The 25,080-nt window shown below is 41.2% G+C and carries 22 protein-coding genes and 1 other annotated feature; of the genes, 8 read left to right on the top strand and 14 right to left on the bottom strand.

Going from position 1 to position 25,080, the window contains the following annotated elements:
* Positions 1-229: 229 nt before the first annotated feature.
* From IE222_RS01580 to IE222_RS01545, 8 genes are all read right to left on the bottom strand, one after another.
* On the bottom strand, positions 230-1,432 hold the full coding sequence (locus tag IE222_RS01580; protein ID WP_191269018.1) for a CaiB/BaiF CoA transferase family protein: 1,203 nt from the start codon (positions 1,430-1,432) through the stop codon (positions 230-232).
* Between the two features lie 85 nt (positions 1,433-1,517).
* On the bottom strand, positions 1,518-2,681 hold the full coding sequence (locus IE222_RS01575; protein ID WP_191269016.1) for an acyl-CoA dehydrogenase family protein: 1,164 nt from the start codon (positions 2,679-2,681) through the stop codon (positions 1,518-1,520).
* Between the two features lie 16 nt (positions 2,682-2,697).
* A complete protein-coding gene (locus IE222_RS01570) occupies positions 2,698-3,120 on the bottom strand; it encodes a Zn-ribbon domain-containing OB-fold protein (RefSeq protein ID WP_191269014.1) in 423 nt (140 codons plus the stop codon).
* Between the two features lie 5 nt (positions 3,121-3,125).
* Positions 3,126-4,298, bottom strand: a complete 1,173-nt coding sequence (locus IE222_RS01565; protein WP_191269012.1) for a thiolase C-terminal domain-containing protein — start codon at positions 4,296-4,298, stop codon at positions 3,126-3,128.
* 5 nt (positions 4,299-4,303) lie between these two features.
* The gene (locus tag IE222_RS01560; RefSeq protein ID WP_191269010.1) at positions 4,304-4,744 is read right to left on the bottom strand and encodes a hotdog family protein; all 441 of its coding nucleotides are present in this window, start codon (positions 4,742-4,744) and stop codon (positions 4,304-4,306) included.
* Between the two features lie 11 nt (positions 4,745-4,755).
* Entirely contained in the window at positions 4,756-5,271 is a 516-nt protein-coding gene (locus tag IE222_RS01555) for a MaoC family dehydratase (protein ID WP_191269008.1), read from the bottom strand.
* Positions 5,272-5,330: 59 nt separating this feature from the next.
* Entirely contained in the window at positions 5,331-6,533 is a 1,203-nt protein-coding gene (locus IE222_RS01550; RefSeq protein ID WP_191269006.1) for an acyl-CoA dehydrogenase family protein, read from the bottom strand.
* Positions 6,534-6,614: 81 nt separating this feature from the next.
* Positions 6,615-8,186 carry a class I adenylate-forming enzyme family protein gene (locus IE222_RS01545; protein WP_191269004.1) on the bottom strand — a complete coding sequence of 524 codons (1,572 nt, stop codon included), beginning with the start codon at positions 8,184-8,186 and terminating at the stop codon, positions 6,615-6,617.
* Between the two features lie 225 nt (positions 8,187-8,411).
* Here IE222_RS01545 and IE222_RS01540 point away from each other — a divergent pair, with 225 nt between their 5' ends.
* Both IE222_RS01540 and IE222_RS01535 read left to right on the top strand, forming a co-directional pair.
* Positions 8,412-9,032 carry a TetR/AcrR family transcriptional regulator gene (locus tag IE222_RS01540; protein WP_191269002.1) on the top strand — a complete coding sequence of 207 codons (621 nt, stop codon included), beginning with the start codon at positions 8,412-8,414 and terminating at the stop codon, positions 9,030-9,032.
* A gap of 303 nt (positions 9,033-9,335) precedes the next feature.
* Positions 9,336-10,946, top strand: coding sequence for an MFS transporter (locus IE222_RS01535; protein WP_191269000.1), 1,611 nt, complete (start codon positions 9,336-9,338; stop codon positions 10,944-10,946).
* 110 nt (positions 10,947-11,056) lie between these two features.
* Here the strand turns inward: IE222_RS01535 and proS are convergent, their stop codons facing one another.
* The gene (gene proS, locus IE222_RS01530) at positions 11,057-12,487 is read right to left on the bottom strand and encodes a proline--tRNA ligase (RefSeq protein ID WP_191268999.1); all 1,431 of its coding nucleotides are present in this window, start codon (positions 12,485-12,487) and stop codon (positions 11,057-11,059) included.
* A 172-nt stretch (positions 12,488-12,659) separates the two neighbouring features.
* Positions 12,660-12,874 (bottom strand) — a binding site (T-box leader).
* A gap of 236 nt (positions 12,875-13,110) precedes the next feature.
* Between proS and IE222_RS01525 the strand changes: the two genes are divergently transcribed.
* The 6 genes from IE222_RS01525 (at position 13,111) to IE222_RS01505 (ending at position 20,166) form a co-directional block, all read left to right on the top strand.
* On the top strand, positions 13,111-14,130 hold the full coding sequence (locus IE222_RS01525) for a zinc-binding dehydrogenase (protein ID WP_191268997.1): 1,020 nt from the start codon (positions 13,111-13,113) through the stop codon (positions 14,128-14,130).
* A 138-nt stretch (positions 14,131-14,268) separates the two neighbouring features.
* Complete coding sequence (locus IE222_RS26665) at positions 14,269-14,400, top strand: hypothetical protein (protein WP_275671416.1); 132 nt, start codon at positions 14,269-14,271, stop codon at positions 14,398-14,400.
* Positions 14,401-14,485: 85 nt separating this feature from the next.
* Positions 14,486-14,680 (top strand): hypothetical protein, encoded by a 195-nt coding sequence (locus IE222_RS01520; RefSeq protein WP_191268995.1) that lies wholly within the window; start codon positions 14,486-14,488, stop codon positions 14,678-14,680.
* A gap of 142 nt (positions 14,681-14,822) precedes the next feature.
* Positions 14,823-15,284 (top strand): MarR family winged helix-turn-helix transcriptional regulator, encoded by a 462-nt coding sequence (locus IE222_RS01515; RefSeq protein ID WP_223282539.1) that lies wholly within the window; start codon positions 14,823-14,825, stop codon positions 15,282-15,284.
* 3 nt (positions 15,285-15,287) lie between these two features.
* Positions 15,288-18,464 carry an MMPL family transporter gene (locus IE222_RS01510; protein WP_191268993.1) on the top strand — a complete coding sequence of 1,059 codons (3,177 nt, stop codon included), beginning with the start codon at positions 15,288-15,290 and terminating at the stop codon, positions 18,462-18,464.
* Between the two features lie 244 nt (positions 18,465-18,708).
* A complete protein-coding gene (locus tag IE222_RS01505) occupies positions 18,709-20,166 on the top strand; it encodes an alanine/glycine:cation symporter family protein (RefSeq protein WP_191268991.1) in 1,458 nt (485 codons plus the stop codon).
* 87 nt (positions 20,167-20,253) lie between these two features.
* Here IE222_RS01505 and IE222_RS01500 read toward each other — a convergent pair whose 3' ends face one another.
* From IE222_RS01500 to IE222_RS01480, 5 genes are read right to left on the bottom strand one after another with little or no spacing between them, the layout of a single operon-like run.
* Positions 20,254-21,039 (bottom strand): serine hydrolase, encoded by a 786-nt coding sequence (locus IE222_RS01500; protein WP_223282538.1) that lies wholly within the window; start codon positions 21,037-21,039, stop codon positions 20,254-20,256.
* Between the two features lie 2 nt (positions 21,040-21,041).
* Positions 21,042-22,052 carry an ABC transporter ATP-binding protein gene (locus tag IE222_RS01495; protein ID WP_191268987.1) on the bottom strand — a complete coding sequence of 337 codons (1,011 nt, stop codon included), beginning with the start codon at positions 22,050-22,052 and terminating at the stop codon, positions 21,042-21,044.
* Positions 22,053-22,054: 2 nt separating this feature from the next.
* Positions 22,055-22,975, bottom strand: a complete 921-nt coding sequence (locus tag IE222_RS01490) for a C40 family peptidase (RefSeq protein WP_191268985.1) — start codon at positions 22,973-22,975, stop codon at positions 22,055-22,057.
* Positions 22,968-24,068 carry a dipeptide epimerase gene (locus tag IE222_RS01485; RefSeq protein WP_191268983.1) on the bottom strand — a complete coding sequence of 367 codons (1,101 nt, stop codon included), beginning with the start codon at positions 24,066-24,068 and terminating at the stop codon, positions 22,968-22,970. Before IE222_RS01485 ends, IE222_RS01490 begins: the two co-directional genes overlap by 8 nt.
* 14 nt (positions 24,069-24,082) lie before the next feature.
* Complete coding sequence (locus tag IE222_RS01480; protein WP_191268981.1) at positions 24,083-25,006, bottom strand: S66 peptidase family protein; 924 nt, start codon at positions 25,004-25,006, stop codon at positions 24,083-24,085.
* Positions 25,007-25,080 lie beyond the last annotated feature (74 nt).

Here is a 25,080-nt window from a genome sequence, read left to right as displayed (position 1 = left end):
AATTAAAGGCTGTTTTCGTAATATTTGTTGTTTTCACTTCAGTTTGAACTCAAAACACAGTAACCCTCGAAATAAAATTACGCTTTTAAAAAAGACTTTCGAATATATCAGCGAATTTTTGAAGGATATCGGCGAATCGAGAACATTTATCGGCGAATTTCAAATTTTATCGGCGAATCCAGCCGCTTTATCGGCGAATCAAAAAACAACTTTTTTAAAAAGTGCCAAATTAAATAACACCATCCGCCGCCATACTTTTTAGTTCAGCTTCCGAATATCCCATTAATCCGTTATATACATTTGAATTATGTTCACCCAACAATGGGGCGGGACTGTTAATTTTCCATGGTGTTTCTGACATCCGGTATGGAGCGCCAGGCTGAGCCACTCTTCCCATTACAGGATGGTCAACTTCAACGAAAAACTCCCGTTCTTTGTACTGCGGAAAGCTAAGCATTTCTTCAAAGGTTGGAACTGGGTTCACCGGAATCCGCCACTCTGTACCAAGCTGGATAATTTCCTCTCGGGTATGCTCCATCAGCCATTTATCGAATCTTTCTTGAAAAAGTTCCTTGTTTTGTAATCGGTGATAAAGGGTTGTAAATCTGGGATCATCAATCCAATCGTACATCTCCGTCATTAAACAAAAATCTTGCCAGTGCTGTCCTGTTAAAAGATTAATACCGATATACCCGTCCTTACATTTCTCAATACTTGGCAACATAACATAGCGCTGCCTATGCTTAGAGGGACTTGATGGAAATGAATTTTGTACAGTAGGATAGGATCTTTGCAATAAGCCGCATTCCGTAATCGAAACATCGACATGTGTTCCCATCCCTGACATTCTTCGATTGGCTACAGCGGCCATGGTGGACATGGCAGCAAACGCTCCAGTAATATACTCTAGTATTCTCAATGGGCCGCCTGCCCTTAATGGTTCTCTTGTAGGCTCGCCTATTGAACTAATAAAACCACTCATTGCCTGCGTAATTAATTCTGTCCCCTTATAATCTCGAAATCTACCTGACTGGCCAAAGTTGGATATAGATGTCATGATTAAACGCGGATTGATTTCTTTTAGTTCTTCATAACTCAATCCTAAGCTGTTCATCACTCTCGGACTAAAGTTTTCCACGAGGATATCGGTATCACGAACTAATTTTTTAAGAATTTCTGCACCACGTTCGCTTTTTAAATTTAGCGTAATCCCTATCTTATTGTTGTTTAAATAGGCAAACAGCCCGCTTGCATTTAGATTTGGAACGTCATCTGGATATGGTCCCTCTTGCCTGGAAGGATCACCCGTTTTTGGCTGTTCGATTTTAATGACCTGGGCTCCGAGGTCCGCCAATAACTTGGTGCAATATGGTCCCGCAATATGCCATGTCAGGTCTATTACTTTCAGTCCTTTAAGGGCATGTTCTGTCACTTTTTCTCACCCCATTTCTTAGATAAAAAAAGAGAGGCATAACACATGGCTGCACACGGCATGCCTCTAGTACATTTTCAGGAATTTATTGGCGAATCAAATATTCATTGGATTGTTTTCCGATAGATTGACTGATTTGCTTTAAATGAACAGAAGCTGTTCCTAAGTTTAACTGCTGACTTTTAAAACGGCGAAAACAGAATTGCAGCGGGTAGTCAAGATCAATCCCCATTCCTCCATGCAATTGATGTGCGCCCGTTAAAACATGTTGTCCTGCTTTTCCAAGCCATGCCTTTGCGATTGCCACTTCCCTCTCAGCCGGCAGTCCTGCCTCTAAACGCCAAATGGCCTGAAAGGCAGCTAATCTTCCACCTTCAACAACAGTAAACATGTCTGATAAGCGGTGCTGTACGGATTGGTAGCTTCCGATTGCGCGTCCAAACTGGCGGCGTTCTTTTACATAATCATTCGTTACCTCCAGCGCCCTTCTAAGTACACCAGTCATTTCTACACATTGCAGCGCAGCAGCCATCTGGAGGGTCGTCTTAGTTATCGACCATCCATTATTTACTTCACCTAAAACCTCCGCGCTAGAAAGCGATACATTCTGAAGCTCCACTTCATGTAGAGGGTCTGGTCCAATGGATGGCATTGGTTTGAAATGAATACCCGGCTGGCTGTTCTTCACAAGGAAAAGACTTAACCCTTGTTCATCAGCAGATTGAACTTTAGAAGTTCTGACCAATGTAAGCAGGTAATCAGATGATTCCCCAAAAGGGACAAATAACTTTTTACCAGAAAGAGAATATCCCTGATCATTCGCAGCAGCAAAAGCAGATACATGCCTCAAGTCAAAATGGGCCTTTGGCTCTGACAAAGCTCCAGTGAAGATAAGCTTCCCTTCGGCAATTTGTGGCAGCAGCTTTTGCTTTTGTGCTTCCGTTCCGTATTCTAAAAGCGGAATTACACCATATGCAATGGTTGACAGAAACGGGGCAGGAAGCGCTGCCCATCCAGCTTCCTCCACCACCAAGGCTAAGTCCATTAAGCTTCCGCCTACACCGCCATATTCTTCCGGTATGATTAATCCGATAAATCCTAGATCGGCAATTTCCTTATAAAGAGAAGATGAATAACCATTTTTACTAGTTTCAACTTTTCTTAATTCAGAGATAGAGCACTTTTCTCTAAAAAATTTTTGCGCTGTACTTTTGAACTCTTCTTGTATTTCATTTAAAGCAAATTCCATTTGTTCACACCTCTCTTCATGTGTTCCGCCGTTTGAATTTCGGCAGTGCGAGATCTTCCCAAACCTGGTCTACCACCACTTCTACAGGCATTCCAATATAGATTTCATCCGGTTTACAATCTATCATATTTGAAATGATTCGTACGCCTTCCTCCAACTCTACGAGCACAACTTCATATGGTACTTCAAACCCCGGATGAACAGACCGATAGTAAATAACATAGCTATAAACGGTTCCTTTGCCAGTTGTCGGCACCCATTCTAATTTAAACTGCCGGCAATTATGACAAACAGGACGCGGCGGATGTGAGTAAGTACCACAATTTTTACATTTTTGCACATGCAATTGCTTTGTTTCTTGCATTAGCATCCAATAATCTATAGTATCTTCATTCACATCTGGTCTTGGAGTTGGATACTGCTTATTATATTGAACCAAATTAATTACCTCCTTTTTAAGATCAAACCACCCGTGGGAACACCTGGACCACCAGTAACTAAAGAAAGCTCAGCATCTTTAATTTGGGTTGTAGATGTACCGCGGATTTGCCGAACTCCTTCTGCAATCAAATTCATACCATGTACATATCCTTCTGACATTAAACCGCCTGAAGTATTGATGGGCAGCTCGCCATCAGGACGGATGCGATGTCCCCCCTCACAATAGGCCACACCCTCACCCTTACTGACAAAGCCAAGCGCTTCTAACTGCATTGGAATTTCCGAACTAAAGGCATCATAGAATTGGGCAACATCAATATCTTGAGGGGTAACACCTGCCATTTTGAAAATCTTCTTTCCATATTCTTCAATCTCCGGGTACCCTGTTATATCCGGTCTATAAAAACTGGTCATCTGTTCTCCATTTGTTGACATCCCTTGGGAAACACCAGAAATATAAGCCGGACGCTGTTTTAAATGCTGCGCACGATCGGCCGTAGTCACAATGATGGCAACAGCGCCATCTACATTTACACAACAATCATGTCTTCTTAACGGTGTTACATTCATTGGTGAATCCATATATTCCTCGTATGTCAATGGCCGATTATAGAATAATGCATGTGGATTTCGATTGGCATTTTCTCGAGCAACCTGTGCAATTGGAAAAAACGCACCATCTTGAATGCCATATTCATGCATATAGCGCTGTGTAAACATACCAATCCATGAAACAGGGGTTATTAATCCATATGGAAGATACATTCCCCAGTACACATCACTGTTATAGGATGACTTTGAAGTATCAAAGTCCCCAATTTTAACAGGCGCTGATGCATCACGAATAGACCTGACACAAACGACGTAATTGGCAAGACCTGCATGAACCGCAGCTGCCGCATGGGCTATTGTTCCGCAGCTTCCCCCGCCGCCATATGGCGTTTTACTAAAAAAGCTAAGATTCGGGATGCCTAATGATCGAACAATTTCAATTTGTTCCGCGGTGTCCATTGTGTAGTTAATCATTCCATCGATATCTTCTATGTTTAGTCCAGCATCTTCTACAGCATCTAAGATCGCTTCCGTTGCCATTTTAAGCTCTGTTCGTCCACAATTCCTGCTTATTTCTGTTCTTCCTATACCAACAATGGCGGTTTTGTCACATAGATTTTCCACAAATATTACCTCCTTGGCAGGGCTATAACAGCTTTGCCTGCTGCATGATTGCCGAGCGAATTCCTTCCGGTAAACTCCACCTCAACCAAGTTCTGTTCATCCACTTGATATTTTTGGATTACACTTCCGCAAAACGTCATTGTATCGCCAGGGTAATTCGGAACAGCGAGTCTCAGAACAATACTTTTTATTTCCCCAGTTGGCCCTGACCAATCCGTAAGATATTTTCCGATTAATCCATTCGTCGTAAGAATGTTCATAAAAACATTATCGGCTCCGGCTTTACGGGCTGCATGGTAATCATGGTGCACTTCCGCGTAATCATGCGTTGCGGAAATGGCTCCGCCTACCACTAATGCCGCGGTAATCTTTCGATCAAGGATAGGCAGTTCATAACCGACTTCCACATCATCCCATGTAATAGCAGCTTGGCTTGAAACGTTCATCCATCTTCCTCCTATTCTTTTGAAATGGCGTTATAGGCCAATATCGTAAAGGTTTGTTTACATACCAGTTCTTCCCGCTGGTTATAGAATTTGTAAAGAAACGTTACAAAATAACCTGGACCACGCACTGTCTGTTTTTCAGGTGAAATTTTATCAACGGAAATCGTGTAGCTGATTCGGTCTCCTAGCTTCATTGGCGCAAAATATTCCTGGCCTTGCTCGGTTGCTACAATGGATGTGTATCCCTGACTTGCCAATTCCTCAACAAGAAGCTCCATGGAGTTAGGTTCTCTGTCCGCCTTAGGCCAAAGCGGACTCATCGTATATACCTGCACCTGCATCGGCGGGGCAATAATACCACCAAATTGCGATTTTTGTGCATACTCTTCGTCCTGGTATAAAGGATTTGTATCCTCCATTACCTCACACCAATGTCGAATCATTTCCTTGCAAACCGTATCCGGTCCCTCAATCAGTTCCGAATCGATACCAACAAACTGCTTTAATTTTTCTTCCGTTAACGGCATCTTGTCTTCCTCCTTCATCAATCGGTTAAGTTTTCGAAATTGCTAACGCTTACAAAAAATTAACTTTTCGGCAGTCCAAGACCAAAGCGGGCAACAAGATCACGCTGGACATCATTAGCTCCGCCGCCAAATAAATACACGAGACGCCTTTTCGCATTTTCCGGTGCATATCCATCGGCAACTGCCCATTCGGAGCCAGTTTCAAGCTGACCAAACATCCCCATAATTTGCATACAGGTGTCAAACACCTTTTGATTAAGTTCAGCAGCAAATACTTTGTTCATCGAAGGTCGGTAAGGAGCTGACTTTTCATTGGAATGTGCCCAGGCCGCCCGGTAGTTTAGCAATCTAAGAATCTCCATTTCTACTGTTAATTCTGCAAGGTTGTCACGCACGCCAGGCTGATCAATAACACGGACCCCATCAAACTCGTTTTCACTTGCCCATTCAATGGTCTCTTCAATCATTCGCTCCATCCTTGAGTAGGTTGACAACATCAGCCTCTCTAATGAAAGCTGGGTTGTAATATACTCCCAGCCTTTGTTTTCCTCACCGACAAGTGCGCTGAGCGGAACTCGAACGTTATCATAATAAGAAACATTCGATCTCTCCCCTATCAAATTCATCGGGGTTACTGAAAACCCTGGAAGATTTGTTGGAACTAAAAAGATGGAAATCCCTTTATGCTTAGGTGCATCTGGATCGGTCCGGGCCGCAAGCCAGATGTAATCTGCCATATGAGCATTTGTTGTAAAGACCTTTTGACCATTGATGACATAAGAATCACCATCTCTAATCGCTCTTGTCTGTAAGGAGGCAAGATCCGTTCCTGCCTGTGGCTCAGTGTAACCTATCGCTACTTCCACTTCGCCTTTTAAAATCTTAGGGAGAAAGTAATTCTTTTGCTCCTCCGTCCCAAGCTTCATTAACGTAGGACCAACTGTCTCCAGTGTAATAAACGGAATATTTACACCTGTTCGTTCAATTTCCTCCAAAAATATATACTGTTCAAGCGGTGTTCTTCCCTGTCCGCCGTATTCAACTGGCCAACCGATTCCAAGCCAGCCATCCTCCCCTAGCTCCTTAATGTACTGCCGCCACAATGGTCCGCCATCCGGGTTTTCTTTAAGCTCATCTAATAGTTCTTTTGTTATGTGGCTGTCTAAATACGAACGGATTTCTTCCTTCAATTTTTGCTGTTCTTCCGTTAAATCAAAACGCATCTGAATCACCTCGATACTAGTTTTTCGATAAATTAACATGATAAATTGAACTACCTGGTCAGACTATTAAAGCTGCCTGGCGAGAAATTTTTTCGTGATGTGTTTATTTAGTGATTGGCATTAATTCGTAATGTGATTGTTGGAAAACTGTTCTTTCAGATCTTTTTTAAGAATTTTCCCTGAAGATGTACGAGGAAGTTCACAAACAAATTCAATCTTAGATGGTCGTTTAAAGCTTGATAACCGTTTCCGACAAAATTCGATCAACTCTTCTCTTGAAGGAGATTCATTTGAATTCTTGATGACTACTATAGCTGCTACCTCTTCTCCCCATTCCAAGCTCGGGATTCCAATAACGGCAACATCAGAAACCTCAGGATGTTCTAGGAGTACATTCTCAATCTCAATCGGAGAAATGTTTTCGCCGCCGCGGATGATCATATCCGAGCTGCGACCGCTTAAAAATAAGTAGCCATCTTCGTCTAAATAACCTACATCCTTTGTATTAATCCAGCCATTGACCATTGTTTCATTATTTGCATCCGGACGTTTCCAATATCCTTTCATTGCCCTTTCCGTTCTGACGTATATATTGCCGACTGTGTTGTTGCTTACTGAGTTTCCATCCTCATCAAGAATCATAATGTCTACACCTGGAAGCGGGCGCCCAACTGAAGTAAGACGGTGGATTTTTTTGGCTATCTCATCCGGTGTCCCAGTTAATTTATGATCTTCTGGCCCTAATACACAAACAGTGGAAGTCGTTTCCGTCATTCCAAATGCATTTGCAAAATTAGTGGTAGGCGGAAAAAGTTCAATAGCTCGGCGAATAACCGGAAAAGGCATTGGTGCGGCTCCGTATGATAAACTTTCAAGCGAACTAATATCTGTTGAATGAAAGTTAGGATGGTCAATTACCCACTTTAGCATTGTTGGAACCAGAAATGCCTGGGTTGCTTTTTCCTTCTCTAATGCACGCAGCCACTCTCCAGCTTCAAACTGACGCAGCAAGATTAAACGTCTGCCGCTATAAATACAGTTGCATATACTCGTCGCACCAGCTACATGATAACTAGGAACACATATGAGAGAAGATCCTTGCGGGCTGCCGTCTGCTGCCTCTGAATGGCTCATGACATATGTTGTTAATTGGCCGTATGTGATCATCACTCCTTTTGGTTTACTAGTTGTGCCGCTAGTGTATAGAAGGATGGCTAATTCGTTTGAATCAACGTCAGCAAAATCAAAATACGGATTTGTTTCACTGCCCATTATTTCTTCATAATTCAGGCAGTTTTGGTAAGTACCATCAATACAGATAATTGTTTGAATTCCACTTTCAGAAGCCAGGCGAGCTGTAATTTCAACGTAGCGATGTTCCACAATTAACGCTTTGACACCTGCATCCCGAATCATATACTCGAGTTCATCTGCCTTTGCCCGGTAGTTGATGGGAACGACTGTCCCGCCAAGTTGAAAAGAAGCAAAAAAAGTCTCTACCACTTCCGGGCAATTTGTAGCAATAAGACCAACCCGTTCTCCCTTTCCTACACCGCATGAAGCAAGCGCAGCAGCTAACCGGCCCGATCGTTCGATTAATTGTGAATAAGTCTGCCGCTGTGTTCCAAATGTAATAATTTCTTGTTCGGGAACAATGCTTGCAGCAATATTTAACAGCAGGTACGCATTCAATATATCTCCTCCCCTTATTCTCGCAATCTCCAAGTCCATTTTATGGAATTTTCTATTGCTATTGCGTTTATGATAATATATAATTACGAATATAGCAATAACTAAAAATTATAAATTTTCCAAATCTTATTTTCGTATTTTGACACAATGATTAATGATTTTCATCCGTGTGTAAAAATTTGTTAATAATTTGTTTAAGGGATCCCAGTATGAGGAGGAGTAGGTTTGAAAAATGAAAGTAAAGTAGATCGGAGAATTAAACGAACACGGCAATCATTAAAAGATGCACTAATATCATTGATGAATGAAAAGGAGCTTTGTTCTATCTCGATAACGGATATTATCAATCGAACTGACCTAAATCGCTCGACCTTCTATTCCCATTTTCGAGATAAAGAGGATCTACTAACATGTATAATTGATGAACTGATGGAAGGCATGATTAAAATCATGCAGGGGTCCTCTGCCAATCACATCAGTAATCAAATTGGATGCCGAGACCTTTCGAATTCTGCTATACAGCTATTTACATATATTGGAGAACATGCTGATTACTTTAAAATCATGTTAAATAATCATCGAGTACCCCAGCTCACACAGCGTATTTCGGAGACATTGTATAGGTTTTATTTAAATGAAATCGAGAATACTCTTGACCAAAATACACAACTAACTATTAATAGAGGGTTTTTTGCCTGCTATTTTACCTCTGTCGTTCTTGGGTTTGTCCACCATTGGTTAGTAACAACTGACATGAAATATTCCCCTGATTTTGTTGCTCAAGAACTGTCAAAAATTTTTGCAGCAAAGCTATACATTCCATATTTGCAGCCAACCGTTTTATAAGTTTTTAACGAACAACAATCCCCTATCATACAGTACCGGACAAAAGATTGAAAACTGTTGTTTAATTTCACCTTCCCCGATTTTTATACCTTTTTTATTGGTTTTACAACATTTTTGATCTTTTTAATGATTGATAATAGAGATATTTGTGTTTATAATCTGTTAGCAGAATAGTTTGAATTTTCTTTCACCTAAACGAAGATCATGACGGGAAGGAGCAGTGATTCCAAAACTTATCGTTTCTCTTTGAAAGCGCTTAATTAAAGCGAAAAATTTGGACGTACTTTTATGGGGGGATTTTTAATGGAAGGTACTGTAACAAGAAAACAATGGATCCAGTTTGTTGCTTTGGTATTTGGGGCATTTATTTGTATTGAAGCGATGGTATTTCAAGCCCCGGCTGTTCCGATTATCGCTCAACACTTTAAAGTTCCCGCATTCCTTGCAGGCCTAATCATTTTGTCATTTTATATAACATCAACGGCTTTCTATCCGCTTGCAGGGAGAATTGCAGACAGGGTCGGCAGGAAACGGGTTATTTTATTCGGGATGGTTATTTTTACTATCTCTGAGTTTGCTGCTGCTTTAAGTCCTACCTTCTCCTTCTTGCTAGTCGCTCGTGTTGTCCAAGGGTTCTCTGTGTCATGTATTTTGCCTGTTTCACTCGCTTACATCGGGGTACTTTTCCCTCCGGAGAAACGGGGAATGGCTTCTGGAATTTTCTCTGCTTTTCAAGCATTGGCTTCAACAACTGGAGCGGTAATTGCCGGATATTTAATTAGTATCTATGGGTGGCCGATTGTTTATTGGGTCAGCGGAGGGCTTACCGCTATCGGTTTTTTTGTTATATTAGCAATGGTTCCTGAATCAAAGGGTAAAGCGAGCAAATCTATTGATTGGATTGGAACCCTCCTAATCATTGTTGCTACTGGATGTCTATTAACCGTTTCAACGCTTGTAAGAAACTATGGAGCCTCCTCAGCTATAACCTTAGGAACCTTGGCAGCGGGTGTCCTATCTGCCGTTCTTTTATGGTTTAGCCAAAAACGAAAGACGAATCCGCTTCTTGAACTTTCACTATTAAGAAATCGATTATTCACAGTGGTAGTAGTTGCAAACCTAGTGATTGTTGCAGCATACCAGCTCTTCATTTATGCCATGAACTTCTTTCTTACGACCAGGCCAGGAGGCAATGTAGCCGAAACGGGCTGGTTTTACACAGCTATCTATAGCTCTGCCTTTCTGGGAAATTTGATTTATGGAAAACTATCAGACAAGTTTAACGGTAAAAAACTTTTACTTTTTATTCTCGGGGTGCCAATCCTCATCCTATTCGTTTATGCATTTTCTGTTCATACAGGTACGGCATTTAATTATATTTTTATCTTAACATTCATTTTAGGGTTTGGAATGGGAGCAACCACACCGCCGATTATTAAATATGCTTTGGGAGAAATGGCGGCAGAGAAATATGCAGCTGGTTCATCATTATTTCAATTCATTCGGGACTTTGGCGCTCCTTTTGGGCAGGTTACCGGCATAGTAATTTTTACAACACTAACCACCAGTTTTACCCAATCCGCTTTAATTAATCAGGCGGAACAGCTAGGTGTTAATTCTAGTCTTATGACTGCAGTCGAACAGGCAGGTATATCAGGAGGCACCCAAATTGACGAAGGACTCTCAAATGAATTACGAACACTTGGAATTAAGTTTGAAGATATTATGACAGCCGCTAGAGCGGAAGGTTTTTCAGATGCGTTACAAATTATTGCTTTCATTACGATAGGTATTTTTGTTCTCTCTATTATCATCACCCTCTTTATTCCAAACAAGGAGAGAAATTCGAATAATAGCAGGAAAACCGTTATCCCTTTAAAAACAGAAAATAATATGGATACAGAAGCATTATAGAGGGTTAATTCGATTGAATAAATAAGAGAATCTGTCTAAATTCATGCTAAGGAAGAGTTATTTAATGTAAGGAAAAAAAGGCCCTTCCTGCGTGGAAGAGCCTTTTATTTTTAGTATGCTTTTGCCCAATAAACCATTTGCTTTGCATCATTACCGCAGCAGACACATTTGTCTGCAATCTGTTCCTGCTCAAATGGAATACAGCGTGATGTGGCAGTAGTTTCTTCTTTTATTTTTTCTTCACAGGCCAATTCGCCGCACCACATTGCTTTAATAAAACCTGGCTTAGTTTCAAGCTCTTCTTTTAGTTCGGGAAGTGTTAAAGCAACTGATGTTCTATCTTCACGGTGCTTTAATGCTTTATTGTAAAGATTAGCTTGAATCTCATCCAATAATTCTACAAGCTTCGTCTCTAATTGATCCATTGGCACAATAACTTTTTCCAATGTATCTCTTCTAACTAATACCACTTGTTTATTTTCAATATCTTTTGGTCCCACTTCAAGGCGGACTGGGATACCTTTCATTTCGTATTCGTTGAATTTCCAGCCTGGTTTTTTATCGCTGGCATCAATACCAACTCGAACAACGTTACTTAAAGAATTCTTCAATTCATATGCAAAATCAAGTACGCCTTCCTTGTGCTGAGCGATTGGCACAATCATTACTTGAGTTGGTGCTGCTTTTGGCGGAATCACTAGTCCACGGTCATCACCATGTACCATGATCAATGCGCCAATGATCCGTGTAGTAAAGCCCCATGATGTTTGATGAACGTATTGCTGCTTACCTTCTTTGTCTAAATATTGAATTCCGAACGCTTCCGCAAAGCCAGTTCCAAAGTGATGTGAAGTTGCTGATTGAAGTGCTTTACCATCATGCATTAAGCTTTCAATGGTGTAAGTCGCTTTTGCTCCCGCAAACTTTTCCTTCTCTGTTTTCTGACCTTTCACAACAGGAATTGCTAGGATTTCTTCACAAATAGAAGCATACACATTTAACATTTTAATTGTTTCTTCCTGTGCATCCTCATCTGTTGCATGAGCGGTATGCCCTTCCTGCCACAAAAACTCTAATGTCCGTAAGAATGGACGAGTTGTTTTTTCCCAGCGGACTACGTTGGCCCATTGGTTGTATAGCTTTGGAAGGTCTCTGTATGAATGAATGATATTCTTATAATGCTCGCAGAAAAGCACTTCAGATGTTGGGCGGACTACTAATCGTTCCGCAAGTTCCTCAGAACCTCCATGGGTCACCCAAGCTACTTCAGGTGCAAATCCTTCTACATGGTCCTTTTCCTTTTGAAGCAGACTTTCAGGAATAAATAGTGGCATGTACACATTTTCGTGGCCTGTTTCTTTAATACGGCGGTCAAGCTCATTTTTAATATTGTCCCATAATGCATAACCATATGGACGAATGATCATTGAACCGCGAACGCTTGAATAATCAACTAAGTCTGCTTTGGTTACAACATCTGTATACCACTGGGCGAAGTCTTCGTCCATGCTTGTTACGTCTTTTACAAATTCCTTTGCCATTTCTACACCTCATTATTTTGTAAATATATCCAGCTCTAGCGCCTAGGGGCTCGAGGTCACAAGCCAATCCGTCAAGACGGCTAAAAAGCAGCCTTCTAGCCGGCTCGTCTTGTGCTTGTCGCCCCTGAGCAGGCGCTTCCGCTTTTAAATATAAAAAAGGCCTTGATCCTAAAAAAGGGACCAAGGCCTGGCGGTACCACCCTAAATTTATAAAGCTTATGCTTTATACTCTTACCATGGTAACGGAATTGATCCGCTTGTATCTTCAAGTATCCGATACAGAACTCGTGAGGCAGGTTCAAATGACCATCTTAAGAAACCTCACACCTATGGTTCCCTCTCTTTGTAAGACGTTTTCATTTTACTAATCCCCGTCATTGTTTCGACTATATATTTCGAAAAAATTATATATTCCCCAACGAAAAAAGTCAATTCCTGTTGCGGGATGATTTTAATAGTCCTAGTATAACATATTTGGCCAATTCATCTCGAGACTTCAGTTTATTAGATTATTAAATATTTTTAAAATATTCACGACTTTGATAAATTATTATATAAAAGAATAATATTATATTAAAATTAGTTGATAGACTAGTAAAAGTATTCAAAATGGAGGGGTATCCATGAAGGCTGTAATCCTAAAAGATAAAGTGAAAATGGGAGGAAAAATTGCTCCTTTGTATTATGAAGATGTAGAAATACCCAAACCAGGGCAAGGAGAAGTTCTTATCCGTTTACGGACTGCTTCCTTAAATAGAAGAGATGTATTTATAAGATATGGAGCCTATCCTGGAATCGTAGTCCCTTCTATCCCAGGTTCCGACGGAGCAGGAATTATTGAAAAGTTAGGCGAAGGTGTCCAAGGTTTAGAAATTGGGAATGAAGTTATCATTAACCCCGCAATTGGCTGGGGCGATAATCCAAGTTTTCCCTCCCCTAGCTTTTCTGTTTTAGGCGTACCAATGGATGGTACATACGCACAGTATATAAAGATTCCTGCTGAAAATGTTTTTCCAAAGCCAAAGCATCTTACGTGGGAAGAAGCTGCTGCAATCCCATTAGGAGGTTTAACTGCATATCGAGCTGTCGTTACAAAAGGTACTGTAAAGCCAGGAGACACGGTCATTATTCCAGGAATTGGCGGAGGTGTAGCAACCTTTGCACTTCAAATAGCTTCCGCTAAAGGTGCAAAAGTGTTCGTAACATCGAGCAGCGACAAAAAAATAGAAAATGCCATAGCGATGGGAGCGGCCGGCGGAGTAAATTATCGTTCTGAGAACTGGGTAAAAGAATTAAAAACATTGTCAGGCGGTGCCGACCTTTCGATTGATAGTATTGGAGGAGATACTTTTAATGATTTAATTCATCTCGCCAAACATGGCAGTAAAATCGTTTCGTTTGGTGCAACATTAGGACCCGTAAACAACTTAGTTATGCCTCGGATTTTCTTTAAGCAAATGCATATTATGGGAACGACAATGGGCACACCAGATGAATTTGCCGATATGATAACTCTATTTGAGGACAAGCAGCTAAGACCTGTGATAGACAAAATTTATCCCCTTCAGGACATTGATGAGGCACATCGCCAAATGGATCATGGAAATCTATTTGGAAAAATTGTGCTTTCCATACCAGAATAAATAAAACAAGAGGGTGATCTTCAATTTTTGAAGTATTGCCCTTTTTTACTCAATTAGAAAGTTACTCCCCGCATGCTTTCAAATTCAGTGAGATTCATTTAAAATGCTAGTATTAGCAATTTTTAGGGAGGATTTTGCATGAAGAACGAAAAAAAGGATGAAATCGAACTACAGGAGGAAGAAAAAGAACTCCTTCTAGAATATATAAAAATGCAAAATGAAGCCCTGAAGCGAATTTATAAGAATGTGATTGATAAACAAGAAGATTAAGTTGAAAAAGGACCTTTTTGGCATGTAATTCTAGTAACCTGAATAGAATAGTTTAGAATTCTAGTAATCTGCCGGAGGTGTGACGATGTCTAAGAGCGAAAAAGACATTCAAGCTCACTCAACTACGAACAACAATAAAAATGATGTAAAAGTGAACAATCATTTCAGTTTAACGATAAATTTTGGTGACTCCTTAAATTTACTAGCCTTAATTGCCGGAGTATATGTAATCAAAAATATCGCAAAAAGAAAGAAAAAGAAGAGAGCATTTGAAGAATAAAACAGCTGCCGACAATGGGAACCTTCTCCCCCGCTGGGCAGCTGTTTTTTAATTGACACTATTCCCCATTTCATTATATAGTTTAACACATGAATAGTTAAATAGTTTAACTATTTTTCAAACAAATGAGGTGAAGAATAAGTTGGACAACAATATGATTCAAGAATTAATTGACCGCTATATAAGCATTTCCTTTCAAGTGCACAAAAAAGCTGAATCATTGATCAAATACCAGCTTGGAAATGACTTAACAAATGACCAGCACTACATATTACGATATATCCACCTGGCGGGCAGCTGCACATCCACGGAATTGGCGGAGGTTTTTGAAGTAAATAAAAGTGCTATCACCGCCATTATTAACCGGATGACGGACAGGGGGTTAATTGAAAGAACCCGCGATGAAAACGACCGCAGGGTTGTTTACCTAACCTTAACCGAACAAGGAATTGAACTTTACCAAAAGGCTCAGGAAAAAATCCATCTTTTAGTTGAATCCATCATTACTCAATTTGAGGAACCGGAAATCACAGCTTTTATTAACACGTATGAAAAGCTGGCAGAAGTTTTAAACAATAAGAAAAAGGAAGAACTGGGGGAATAATAGTTGCGTGCAATCATTAAAGGAAAATGGTTCATCCTTATCGCCTGGGTCGCCATCATCGCTGGTCTCTTTATGGCAGCGCCGAATATGGAAAACCTTGTTCGTGAAAAAGGACAAATTTCCGTACCAAATGGCTATTCTTCAACCATGGCGGAAGAAATTCTTAAGGATGTGCAATCTAGTGAAAACAAAGGCAAAGACCTGCAAACTGCACTCGTCTTTCACAGCGATAAAAAGCTGTCAGAGAACGATTTTAAAGAAGCGGAAAAAGCGGTTAACGAGCTAGAGAAGCACAAACAGGAGCTTGGGATCACAGATCTCCTCACTCATTTTCAGCAAAAGGAACTCAATGATCAGCTCGTATCTAAGGATGGAAAAACCATCCTGGTGTCATTAAAAGTCACTGCTAATGGCCGGGAAGCAAAAGAGATTACAAGTAATCTTTACGATGCAATCGATAACGTTAAGCTTGATCACTATTATACCGGCAGCTGGGTAATTGGCGAGGATCTTGTAACTAACTCTCAAGAAGGCTTGAAAAAAACCGAAGGAATTACCGTAGTTTTCATTTTGGCCGTACTCCTGCTAGTATTTAGATCAGCAGTTGCGCCGATTATTCCGTTAATTACCGTCGGCTTCAGCTATTTAACAGCCCAGTCGATTGTGGCGATATTAGTAGATAAAGTTGATTTTCCGTTATCAACGTTTACGCAGATTTTCTTAGTTGCTGTTCTATTCGGAATAGGAACCGACTATTGTATTTTGCTATTAAGCCGATTTAAGGAAGAATTACCGAAAAACGAAAATATAACGGAAGCCATCGTGGCCACCTACCGTACTGCCGGTAAAACCGTACTTTTCAGTGGAATCGCTGTGCTAATCGGGTTTGCGTCGATTGGATTTTCCACCTTCCAGCTTTATAAATCGGCAGCTGCCGTTGCGGTTGGGGTTGCGATTCTATTAATTGCTCTCGTAACTGTTGTTCCCTTCTTCATGGCCGTACTTGGCAAAAAGCTATTTTGGCCGTCAAAAGGGAAATTAGAGCATGGTGACAGCAAATTTTGGGGCATTTTGGGCCGATTTGCACTGGCACGTCCATTCCTCGCCTTTCTAATCGTTGTCATTGTGTCTGTACCGTTTTTATTTACCTATAAAGACCAGTTATCGTTTAACTCACTCGAGGAAATCAGCGATGATTACCCTTCCATTAAAGGGTTTAATTTGATCGCCGATTCGTTTGGCCCTGGTGAATCCATGCCAACACAAATTGTCATCAAAAATGATGACCAAATGAATACATCCGAGTATATTGCCCTGACGGAACAAATCAGTCAAGAACTGAAAAAAGTGGACGATGTCAAAACGGTTCGCTCCCTTACAAGGCCAATGGGTGAACCAATCGATGATTTTTATCTTTCTAAGCAGGTTGTAAGCCTAAACGACGGACTGGGAAAAGGAAATGACGGGATAACAAAGATCAGTAACGGACTTTCCGAAGCAGGCAGCCAAATGGCAGCCAATCAGCCGAAAATGGCAGAAGCGACAAATGGCATAAATAAACTTATTAAAGGCACTTCCGATTTAAAAACCGGAATGGGTTCCCTTCAAACAGGTTTAAGTCAGATTGAGAATGGGCTGAAGGACGGCTCACTTGGAGCCCGTGATGCCCGAAAAGGGTTAGAAGAAATTGTGTCCCATTCAAAGGAACTTTTAGCCGGATATAATCAGCTATTAAGCGGCTATGAGCAGGCTGGAAGCGGTCTTGGTACCCTTAAGGGACATTATGATGAAATTGCTAATCACCTTACCCAATTACACCAAAGCTTAGCGGCCCTAGCCCCTCATTTTGCCGGACTTGAGAAGGCTCATCCGGAGATAATGGCTGACACCGACTATCAAGCTATTAAAATGACAATTAAAGGTGTAAACGGGTTTCCGGGCATTCCCGACTCACCTGGTGCTACAGCAGCAACCAAAGAGTTAGCCGGAGCATTAGCCGGGTTAAATGCCGGCCTTCAAAACGCCCAAGACGGATTGGCTTTCGCCAATACTCAATTTTCCGAAGCAATCGAAGGCCATCGCCAGCTGATCGATGGAATGGAAAAACTGGTTGCTGGCATGAAACAGCTAGAAGAAGGTCTAGCTAAAATGGAAAACGGTCAAGGGCAAATCGTTTCCAAGCTGCCGCAGTTTTCTAACGGATTAGATGGTCTAAAGAATGGCCAAGAGCAGATTCTAACAGGATTTCAAGATATGGGCGGACAGATTACCCAGCTCTCTGACGGCTTAACTCAAAGTGCGGACGGTTTACATGAAGTATCAAAAGGACTGAACTCTGCCCAAGATTACCTTGCCGATGTATCTAAGCAAAAACAAAATGGGTTTTATATTCCGCAGGACGTCCTTGACAGCAAGGATTTTGCAAAAGTGATGGATACGTACCTGTCTAAGGACCGTAAAGTGATGACCATTGACGTCGTCTTTAACAAAAATCCTTATTCGAATGAAGCGATTGACAAAATCCCTGAAATTAAAGACAGCGTAAAACGTGCTGTGAAGGATACGAAGCTGAAAAATGCAAAAGTGGCCGTTGGCGGCGTCTCAAGCATGCATAATGATCTAGATACCATTTCCGAGGGTGATTATTCAAGAACGGTTGTGTTAATGCTTACAGGAATCTTTATCATTTTGGTGATCCTGCTTCGGTCACTCATTATGCCTGTTTACTTAATCGGATCATTGGTTCTAACCTACTATACGGCCATGTCTATTTCGGAAGTGATCTTTATAAATTGGTTAGGGTACTCGGGAATTAGCTGGGCCGTTCCATTCTTTGCCTTCGTTATCTTAGTCGCACTTGGAATCGACTATAGTATTTTCTTAATGGATCGTTTCAACGAATTCCGCCATTTATCAGTTGAGCAAGCCATTTTGGAATCAATGAAAAAGATGGGAACGGTTATAATTTCCGCCGCTGTAATCTTAGGCGGTACTTTTGCCGCTATGATGCCTTCAGGCGTTCTGTCATTACTAGAAATTGCAACCATTCTTCTAATTGGTCTTGCCTTATACGCTTTGGTAGTCCTTCCATTATTTGTACCAGTCATGGTCAAAACATTTGGAGAAGCGAACTGGTGGCCATTTAGAAAAAATAATGATACAGCCGGGCATTCCAATTAATTTAAAAGCACGCTGAAATGCGTGCTTTTTATATTCTATTAAAATAAATTACTATACTCATTAAAGTATTACGATAGCCTAAAAGAGTAACTTGTCCCATAAACCAAGAATTGAAAGCGCATTCATATGCATTAAAGCACTAAAGTAAATTATACTGAAAAATATTGCAAAAATAGAAAAAATTCTTTCTATTATTTTTATTCTGTTATATAATGAAACCATCAAGGACCAAAGGGGGAAATTTATGGAAGCTTTTGTAAACTGGCTGAATGACATTATTTGGAGCCAAGCACTTATCTATTTATGTTTAGGAGTAGGTTTATTTTATTCAATTGCAACAAGATTTCTTCAAGTAAGACATATGAAAGACATTTTTAAACTGATGTTTAAAGGGGAAAAATCAGAAGCTGGAATATCATCATTCCAAGCATTAACACTTGCTTTATCTGGCCGCGTCGGTACAGGTAATATTGCCGGTGTTGCGACAGCCATTGCATTTGGGGGCCCAGGTGCTGTTTTCTGGATGTGGGTAATGGCGTTCTTGGGAGCGGGTTCCGCATTTATCGAATCTGCTTTAGGCCAAGTATATAAAACAAAGCAAGATGGTCAGTTCCGTGGAGGCCCGGCTTTCTACATTGAAAAAGGGCTGAACATTAAGTGGTATGCCGTTTTATTTGCGATTGTTACCGTTATTGCGACAGGGTTCCTATTGCCGGGTGTACAGGCAAATAGTATTGCGCTTAGTGTTGAAAACGCTTTCGGAATTAACCCCGCTATTACTGGTGCCATTATTGTTGTTCTCCTCGCTACGATTATCTTTGGCGGTGTTAAACGAATTGCTCGTGTTGCTGAGCTTGTAGTCCCTTTCATGGCCTTAGGTTATATTTTAGTCGCCTTAATCATTACTTTTATGAATATCTCTGAGTTACCTCAAGTACTAAAACTGATCTTCTCAAGTGCATTTGGTGCAGATGCTGCATTCGGAGGTATCTTGGGTGCTGCGATTTCATGGGGAGTTAAACGTGGAATTTATTCCAATGAAGCGGGGCAAGGTACCGGCCCGCATGCTGCAGCCGCGGCTGAGGTTTCACATCCTGCAAAGCAAGGAATTGTGCAAGCGTTTTCAGTTTATGTTGATACGTTGTTAGTTTGTTCAGCAACTGCATTTATGATTTTGATTACAGGCATGTATAATGTTGCTCCAGAAGGGAAACCGCAAATCGTTAATAATCTTGGCGACATGCAGCCTGGACCTGGTTATACCCAATCAGCTGTTGAGGCTGTCATGCCTGGCTTTGGTGCGCCATTTGTAGCCCTTTCACTGTTTTTCTTTGCGTTTACGACCATAATGGCCTATTACTATATGGCCGAAACAAATCTTGCCTATATCAATAAAAACGCTAAACGTCCGTGGACCGAATTACTGCTAAAAGTTGTCATTTGCGCAATGGTATATTACGGCAGCGTTAAAACTGCGGCTTTAGCTTGGGCATTGGGTGACGTCGGAGTAGGAAGTATGGCTTGGTTAAACATTATTGCGATTCTCCTTCTGTCGAAACCAGCTCTCAAGGTGCTGAGGGATTACGAAGCGCAGCTAAAACAAGGCAAAGATCCTGTCTTTGACCCAGTAAAACTTGGTATTAAAAATGCTGATTTCTGGGAAAAAGAATATAACCCGATTAAGGAAGAAAAGACTGGTTGATCTGTAAAATAAATTTTTATTAGGACTGACTCTGTTCGGGAGTCGGTCTTTTTCGTTTTAGCAGCTTTTGAAAAAACTGACCCTGCATCAAGGGTCAGTACATTTATCTATTAAACAATCATAAATACCTTTTCCAATTTTGCTAATTACCCGTCTGCTGTTATATTCATCTTCCAGTTGGTCCATTAATACTGCCGCATAGGCAGTTTTCCCCTGATATTTAAAAATGGCACAATCATTCTCTACACCTGGAAGGCTGCCTGATTTGCTGGCAACTAAAATTTTCTCGGTATTAATCGCTCCCGAAAGCTTATCATGAAACTGCTGGTAGGTCATGATTTCCAATGCCAGCTTTTGGCTTTTCTCGGACAAGCAGTCTCCTTCAGTGATTACTTTAAGACATGTAATTAAATCGGAAGCGGTAGTTACATTGTTAAGTCCACGTTGAATTGCCGCAAAATCCATCATTTTTCGCTTGAGAACAGTTTTTTCCAGCCCCAGCTTTTTCATGGACTGATTGATTGCATCCATCCCTAATAAATCAATCATCATATTCGTTGCTGTATTATCAGATACAGTTATCATCAAGGTCAAAAGATCTTTTACGGTCAAGGTTACCTGATCTGAAAGTGTCTGAAGAACCCCGGAACCGCCTACCCTGTCCTGGATGGACAGCACTTGGTTCAAGCTTATTTCACCAGCCTCTGCCTGTCTAAGCCCTTCGATTAAAATAGGAACCTTTATGACACTTGCGGACGGAAAAACTTCCTCACTATTAAAATTAAAGCACTCACCCTCAATTTCTATTGAAACGCCGGCCTTTCCCCTTAAACCTGCTAAAGCTCCAATTAGTTTTTCTTCAAATTCCAACATATCTACCTCGAAGCGGCAACCTGGGAATAATCTTGACCGCCGGTTTTGTGGTTGTCATATAAATGGCAAGCCACAAAATGCTGTTTGTGAACCTCCTGCCATTTTGGTTTTTCTAGTCCGCAAACCTCCATAGCCACCGGGCAGCGTGTTCTAAATACGCAGCCGCTTGTCGGATTTATCGGGCTTGGAATTTCTCCTTTTAATATAATCCGCTCCCGTTTGTCCTCCACATCAGGATCTGGTATTGGAATCGCCGAAAGCAGCGCCTTGGTATATGGATGCATTGGGTTTTGATATAATTCATGACTGGTTGTCAGCTCGACTAAATGCCCAAGGTACATAACACCAATCCGGTCGCTTATTTGTTTCACCATTGAAAGGTCATGAGCAATAAATAGATAGGTTAACCCTTTTTCCCGTTGCAGCCGCTTCAGCAGATTTACAACCTGTGCTTGAACAGATACGTCTAATGCTGAAATTGGTTCATCAGCAATAATAAATTCTGGATTTAACGCAAGGGCACGGGCAATTCCAATCCGCTGACGCTGACCACCGCTAAATTCATGCGGATAACGGTTCGCATGGTCCCTATGGAGGCCCACATCCTCCAGTAACTGATAAACTCGCTTTAATTGATCCTGTTTATTTGAAAACATTCCGTGAACTTCCATCGGCTCTGAGATTATTTCACTGACTGTAGACCTCGGGTTTAGCGATGCATACGGGTCTTGGAAAATCATTTGCATTTGCCGGTGAAAAGCAAACCGCTCCTTTTGGTTAAGCTTGTGAATATTTTTGCTGTTAAAAATGACTTCTCCATCGGTCTGGTCGTATAGACCAATGATAGTTCTTCCGGCAGTCGATTTCCCGCAGCCGGACTCCCCAACAATTCCAAAGGTTTCCCCTTTATTAATATGAAAAGTAACACCGTCTACTGCTTTTAAAATTTCACCCTTGCCAAGGTGAAAATGCTTCTTTAAATTTTTCACTTGTAAAAATTGGTTATTTTCCATCCTCATGCCTCCGAATCAAACCAATAGCGTCTTGCTGCACAAAGCTCTTTTTCATAAATTGTGCCAGTTATCGGAGTAATTTCGATCGTTTTACCGGTATTCGGCGAATGAAGCAATTTTCCCTCACCGTAATAAATGCCAACGTGATGAATCTTTCCCTTTCCTGCTTCATAAGCAAAAAATAAAAGATCCCCTGGTTTTAAGCCTGATTGAATATCAACCTGCTTGCCAGCTGCTGCTTGGTCATGCGCATCGCGGGGAATGATATAGCCGTTTGCCTTGCACATGGAGTAGCTGAAGCCTGAGCAATCATAACCATAACTGCTCATCCCGCCCCACAAATATGGAAGTCCAAGAAATAGTTCCCCGGCTGCTACGATATCTTTCCCTCTTCCTTTATAGCGGGCAGCTAACGATTCATACACAACAACACTTTCCCATGCCAATGCCCCTTGTCCCCCATCAGGTGTCTTAACAATCACTTTGTCATCCGCTTCTTTTAAAAGCGGGAGGACCGTTTGAAAAGAAAGCTCCAGTTCAGTTCTTCTTTGTAAAACCGCTTTTGGTTTCGCTACAACAACCACGGGTCCAGTTTGCAGGTCCCAGCCAGCCTTACTTCTAACTAACTGGGCTTTGGGGACCCAGCCTGGATACCCACTTTCATTTTTGGATGAAGGCTGTTCCGGCACAATAACATGGACCCATTCATCATTCTCCTCCAGCACCAGCACTTCCTGGCCATAAAGGACTTGTGTCTGGACTAAATTATCTTCACACAAGCCTAACCTCGTTTCATAGGTTAAGTGTTGTAACCATGAAAAAACATCAGCTGGGTTTGTTATTGCATCCCAATCTATTTCTCTAGCAGAATCATTTGTTGTCCAAACAGTTGCGACTGGAACGTTAACTAACCATTTATCCAAGTGAAACTCCCCCTTCAACTTTTACCTGCTTTATCCCGAGACCCGGTTCCTCAGAAAAAGTAATAAACCGCTGATTATATCGAATTCCCCCATCAATCATATTCTTTGACAGCATCAGCGGGGCATCAAAATCATACCGGGTTATATTTTTCTTACTGGCAGCAAAATGAGCTGCTGCCGTTATCCCAAGATGTGTTTCAATCATGCTGCCCACCATGCACTGGACACCGCAGGTTTCTGCTAATTGATTAATAATCTGTGCTTGATAGATTCCCCCCGCCTTCATTAGCTTAATATTAATTAAATCGGCACTTCTTGTTTTAAGAACTTGAAATGCTTGTCTTGGTGTAAACACAGACTCATCTGCCATAATCAGCGTGTCGACATGATCGGTAACCTGTTTCAAACCTTCGATATCCTCTGCTTTCACCGGCTGTTCCACAAGTTCGATATTTAAACCATTGTCCTCAAGCTTTCGGATCGCCCTGATGGCATCCTTTGGAATCCAGCCTTGATTCGCATCAAGCCGAATTTTAATATCGGCCCCAACCCGTTGTCTAATTTCCTTAATTCGTTCGATGTCGGTTGCCATATCGTCTTTTCCTACCTTTACCTTCAGAACATTAAAGCCTTGTTGAATATAGGAAACTGCATCATCGCCCATTTCCTCGGGGCCATTTACACTGACTGTAAAATCGGTTTCCAATTCCTTATCGTGACCGCCAAGAAATTGGTAGAGCGGCAGCTTGCATAATTGGGCGAGGCAATCATACAACGCCATATCAACTGCCGCCTTGGCACTTGAATTCCCTACTAATATCGTTTTAAGCCCTTGAAAAATGCTTTCATAGTTTAATAGACTTTTATTTTTTAAAAAGGGGGAAATTACCATATGAATAGCAGAGTCGATACTGCTCAGACTATCGCCGGTAATCACCACCGTTGGTGGGGCCTCACCCCATCCAGTGATCCCATTATCGCAGGTTATTTTGACAAAAATAGACTCTGCCACTGTGACAGTTCGTAATGCTGTTTTGAACGGTTTAATCAGCGGAACCGCTGCTTTATATGTTTCAATCCGCTCGATCCTCATTTTTTATCATTCCTTTATTTGATGCCGGAATCGACAATAAGTCTTTTTTCAGTCGTGTTAAGGGTTGCTTGAACTCCAAATGGAACGGCAATGTGGGGATTGCAATGGCCAATTTGCAGCCCTTTAATCGCAGGTTTATTTGCAAGCTTAACGTAATAGTCAATAATCTCATCCAATGTCAACGATAAATCTCTTTTTGGAAGACAATCGCAGAAATCACCGATTAGAATTCCGCTGGCTTCCTCGAGTTTGCCGGACATATAAAGCTGATTCAACATCCGATCGATTGCCCTCGGTTCTTCATTTACATCTTCTATCAATAAAAGTTTTTCCTTTGTATCGACTTCAAATCTTGTTCCAAGTGAACTTACTAATAAAGATAAATTCCCACCGATAAGCGGACCGCTAACATCCCCTTCAACAAGCACTTCTAAAGGTGATATTTCTTCAGTGTATGTTAATTTTGCCGGGCTAAATAATTGTAAAAATCTTTCTTTTGATAATGGATGGGTATCTACTTTCCCTATATCAGACCCTAGCATTGGACCGTGAAAGGTAACTAAACCTGTTTCTTGCCTGATTGCAGTATGTAAAAACGTAATATCACTATAACCCCAGAGAATTTTGGGGTTATTTCGAATAATTTCATAATCAATATTGGCGGCAATTCTGCCGGTGCCGTACCCCCCGCAGGCGCAAATTATCGCTTTAACTTCTTTGTCTAAAAACATACCATGCAAATCGTCAAGCCGCTCTAGATCCGTCCCCGCTAAGTAGCCGTTAATTTTTTCTACACTCTTACCCTTTTTTACGTTTAACCCTAGTCCAATTAAAAATTGAATCCCTCGTTCAAGGTTTTCGAGATTCGGCGGGCTGGCTGGAGCAATCACACCCACTGTATCTCCTTTTTGAAGGTGTTTCGGTTTCAAACATGTCATTTTAATTACCTCCTTTCTACTACTCTATGAGCTGAGGACAAAAGGGATGTTCGAAACGAACACCCCTTCATAAA

The sequence above is a fragment of the Neobacillus kokaensis genome, from assembly GCF_014656545.1.
Classification (GTDB): domain Bacteria; phylum Bacillota; class Bacilli; order Bacillales; family Cytobacillaceae; genus Neobacillus; species Neobacillus kokaensis.
The sequence above is the reverse complement of the archived record's forward strand: the minus strand, read 5'-3'. Positions and strand labels throughout refer to the sequence as shown.

Excerpts from the sequence above, each read along its gene's own strand:
- IE222_RS01575 (WP_191269016.1), bottom strand. The coding sequence starts at position 2,681 with ATGGAATTTGCTTTAAATGAAATACAAGAAGAGTTCAAAAGTACAGCG.
- proS (WP_191268999.1), bottom strand. The coding sequence starts at position 12,487 with ATGGCAAAGGAATTTGTAAAAGACGTAACAAGCATGGACGAAGACTTC.
- IE222_RS01525 (WP_191268997.1), top strand. The coding sequence starts at position 13,111 with ATGAAGGCTGTAATCCTAAAAGATAAAGTGAAAATGGGAGGAAAAATT.
- IE222_RS01535 (WP_191269000.1), top strand. The coding sequence starts at position 9,336 with ATGGAAGGTACTGTAACAAGAAAACAATGGATCCAGTTTGTTGCTTTG.
- IE222_RS01480 (WP_191268981.1), bottom strand. The coding sequence starts at position 25,006 with ATGACATGTTTGAAACCGAAACACCTTCAAAAAGGAGATACAGTGGGT.
- IE222_RS01495 (WP_191268987.1), bottom strand. The coding sequence starts at position 22,052 with ATGGAAAATAACCAATTTTTACAAGTGAAAAATTTAAAGAAGCATTTT.
- IE222_RS26665 (WP_275671416.1), top strand. The coding sequence starts at position 14,269 with ATGAAGAACGAAAAAAAGGATGAAATCGAACTACAGGAGGAAGAAAAA.
- IE222_RS01500 (WP_223282538.1), bottom strand. The coding sequence starts at position 21,039 with ATGTTGGAATTTGAAGAAAAACTAATTGGAGCTTTAGCAGGTTTAAGG.
- IE222_RS01550 (WP_191269006.1), bottom strand. The coding sequence starts at position 6,533 with ATGTTAATTTATCGAAAAACTAGTATCGAGGTGATTCAGATGCGTTTT.
- IE222_RS01505 (WP_191268991.1), top strand. The coding sequence starts at position 18,709 with ATGGAAGCTTTTGTAAACTGGCTGAATGACATTATTTGGAGCCAAGCA.
- IE222_RS01520 (WP_191268995.1), top strand. The coding sequence starts at position 14,486 with ATGTCTAAGAGCGAAAAAGACATTCAAGCTCACTCAACTACGAACAAC.
- IE222_RS01485 (WP_191268983.1), bottom strand. The coding sequence starts at position 24,068 with ATGAGGATCGAGCGGATTGAAACATATAAAGCAGCGGTTCCGCTGATT.
- IE222_RS01560 (WP_191269010.1), bottom strand. The coding sequence starts at position 4,744 with ATGAACGTTTCAAGCCAAGCTGCTATTACATGGGATGATGTGGAAGTC.
- IE222_RS01555 (WP_191269008.1), bottom strand. The coding sequence starts at position 5,271 with ATGCCGTTAACGGAAGAAAAATTAAAGCAGTTTGTTGGTATCGATTCG.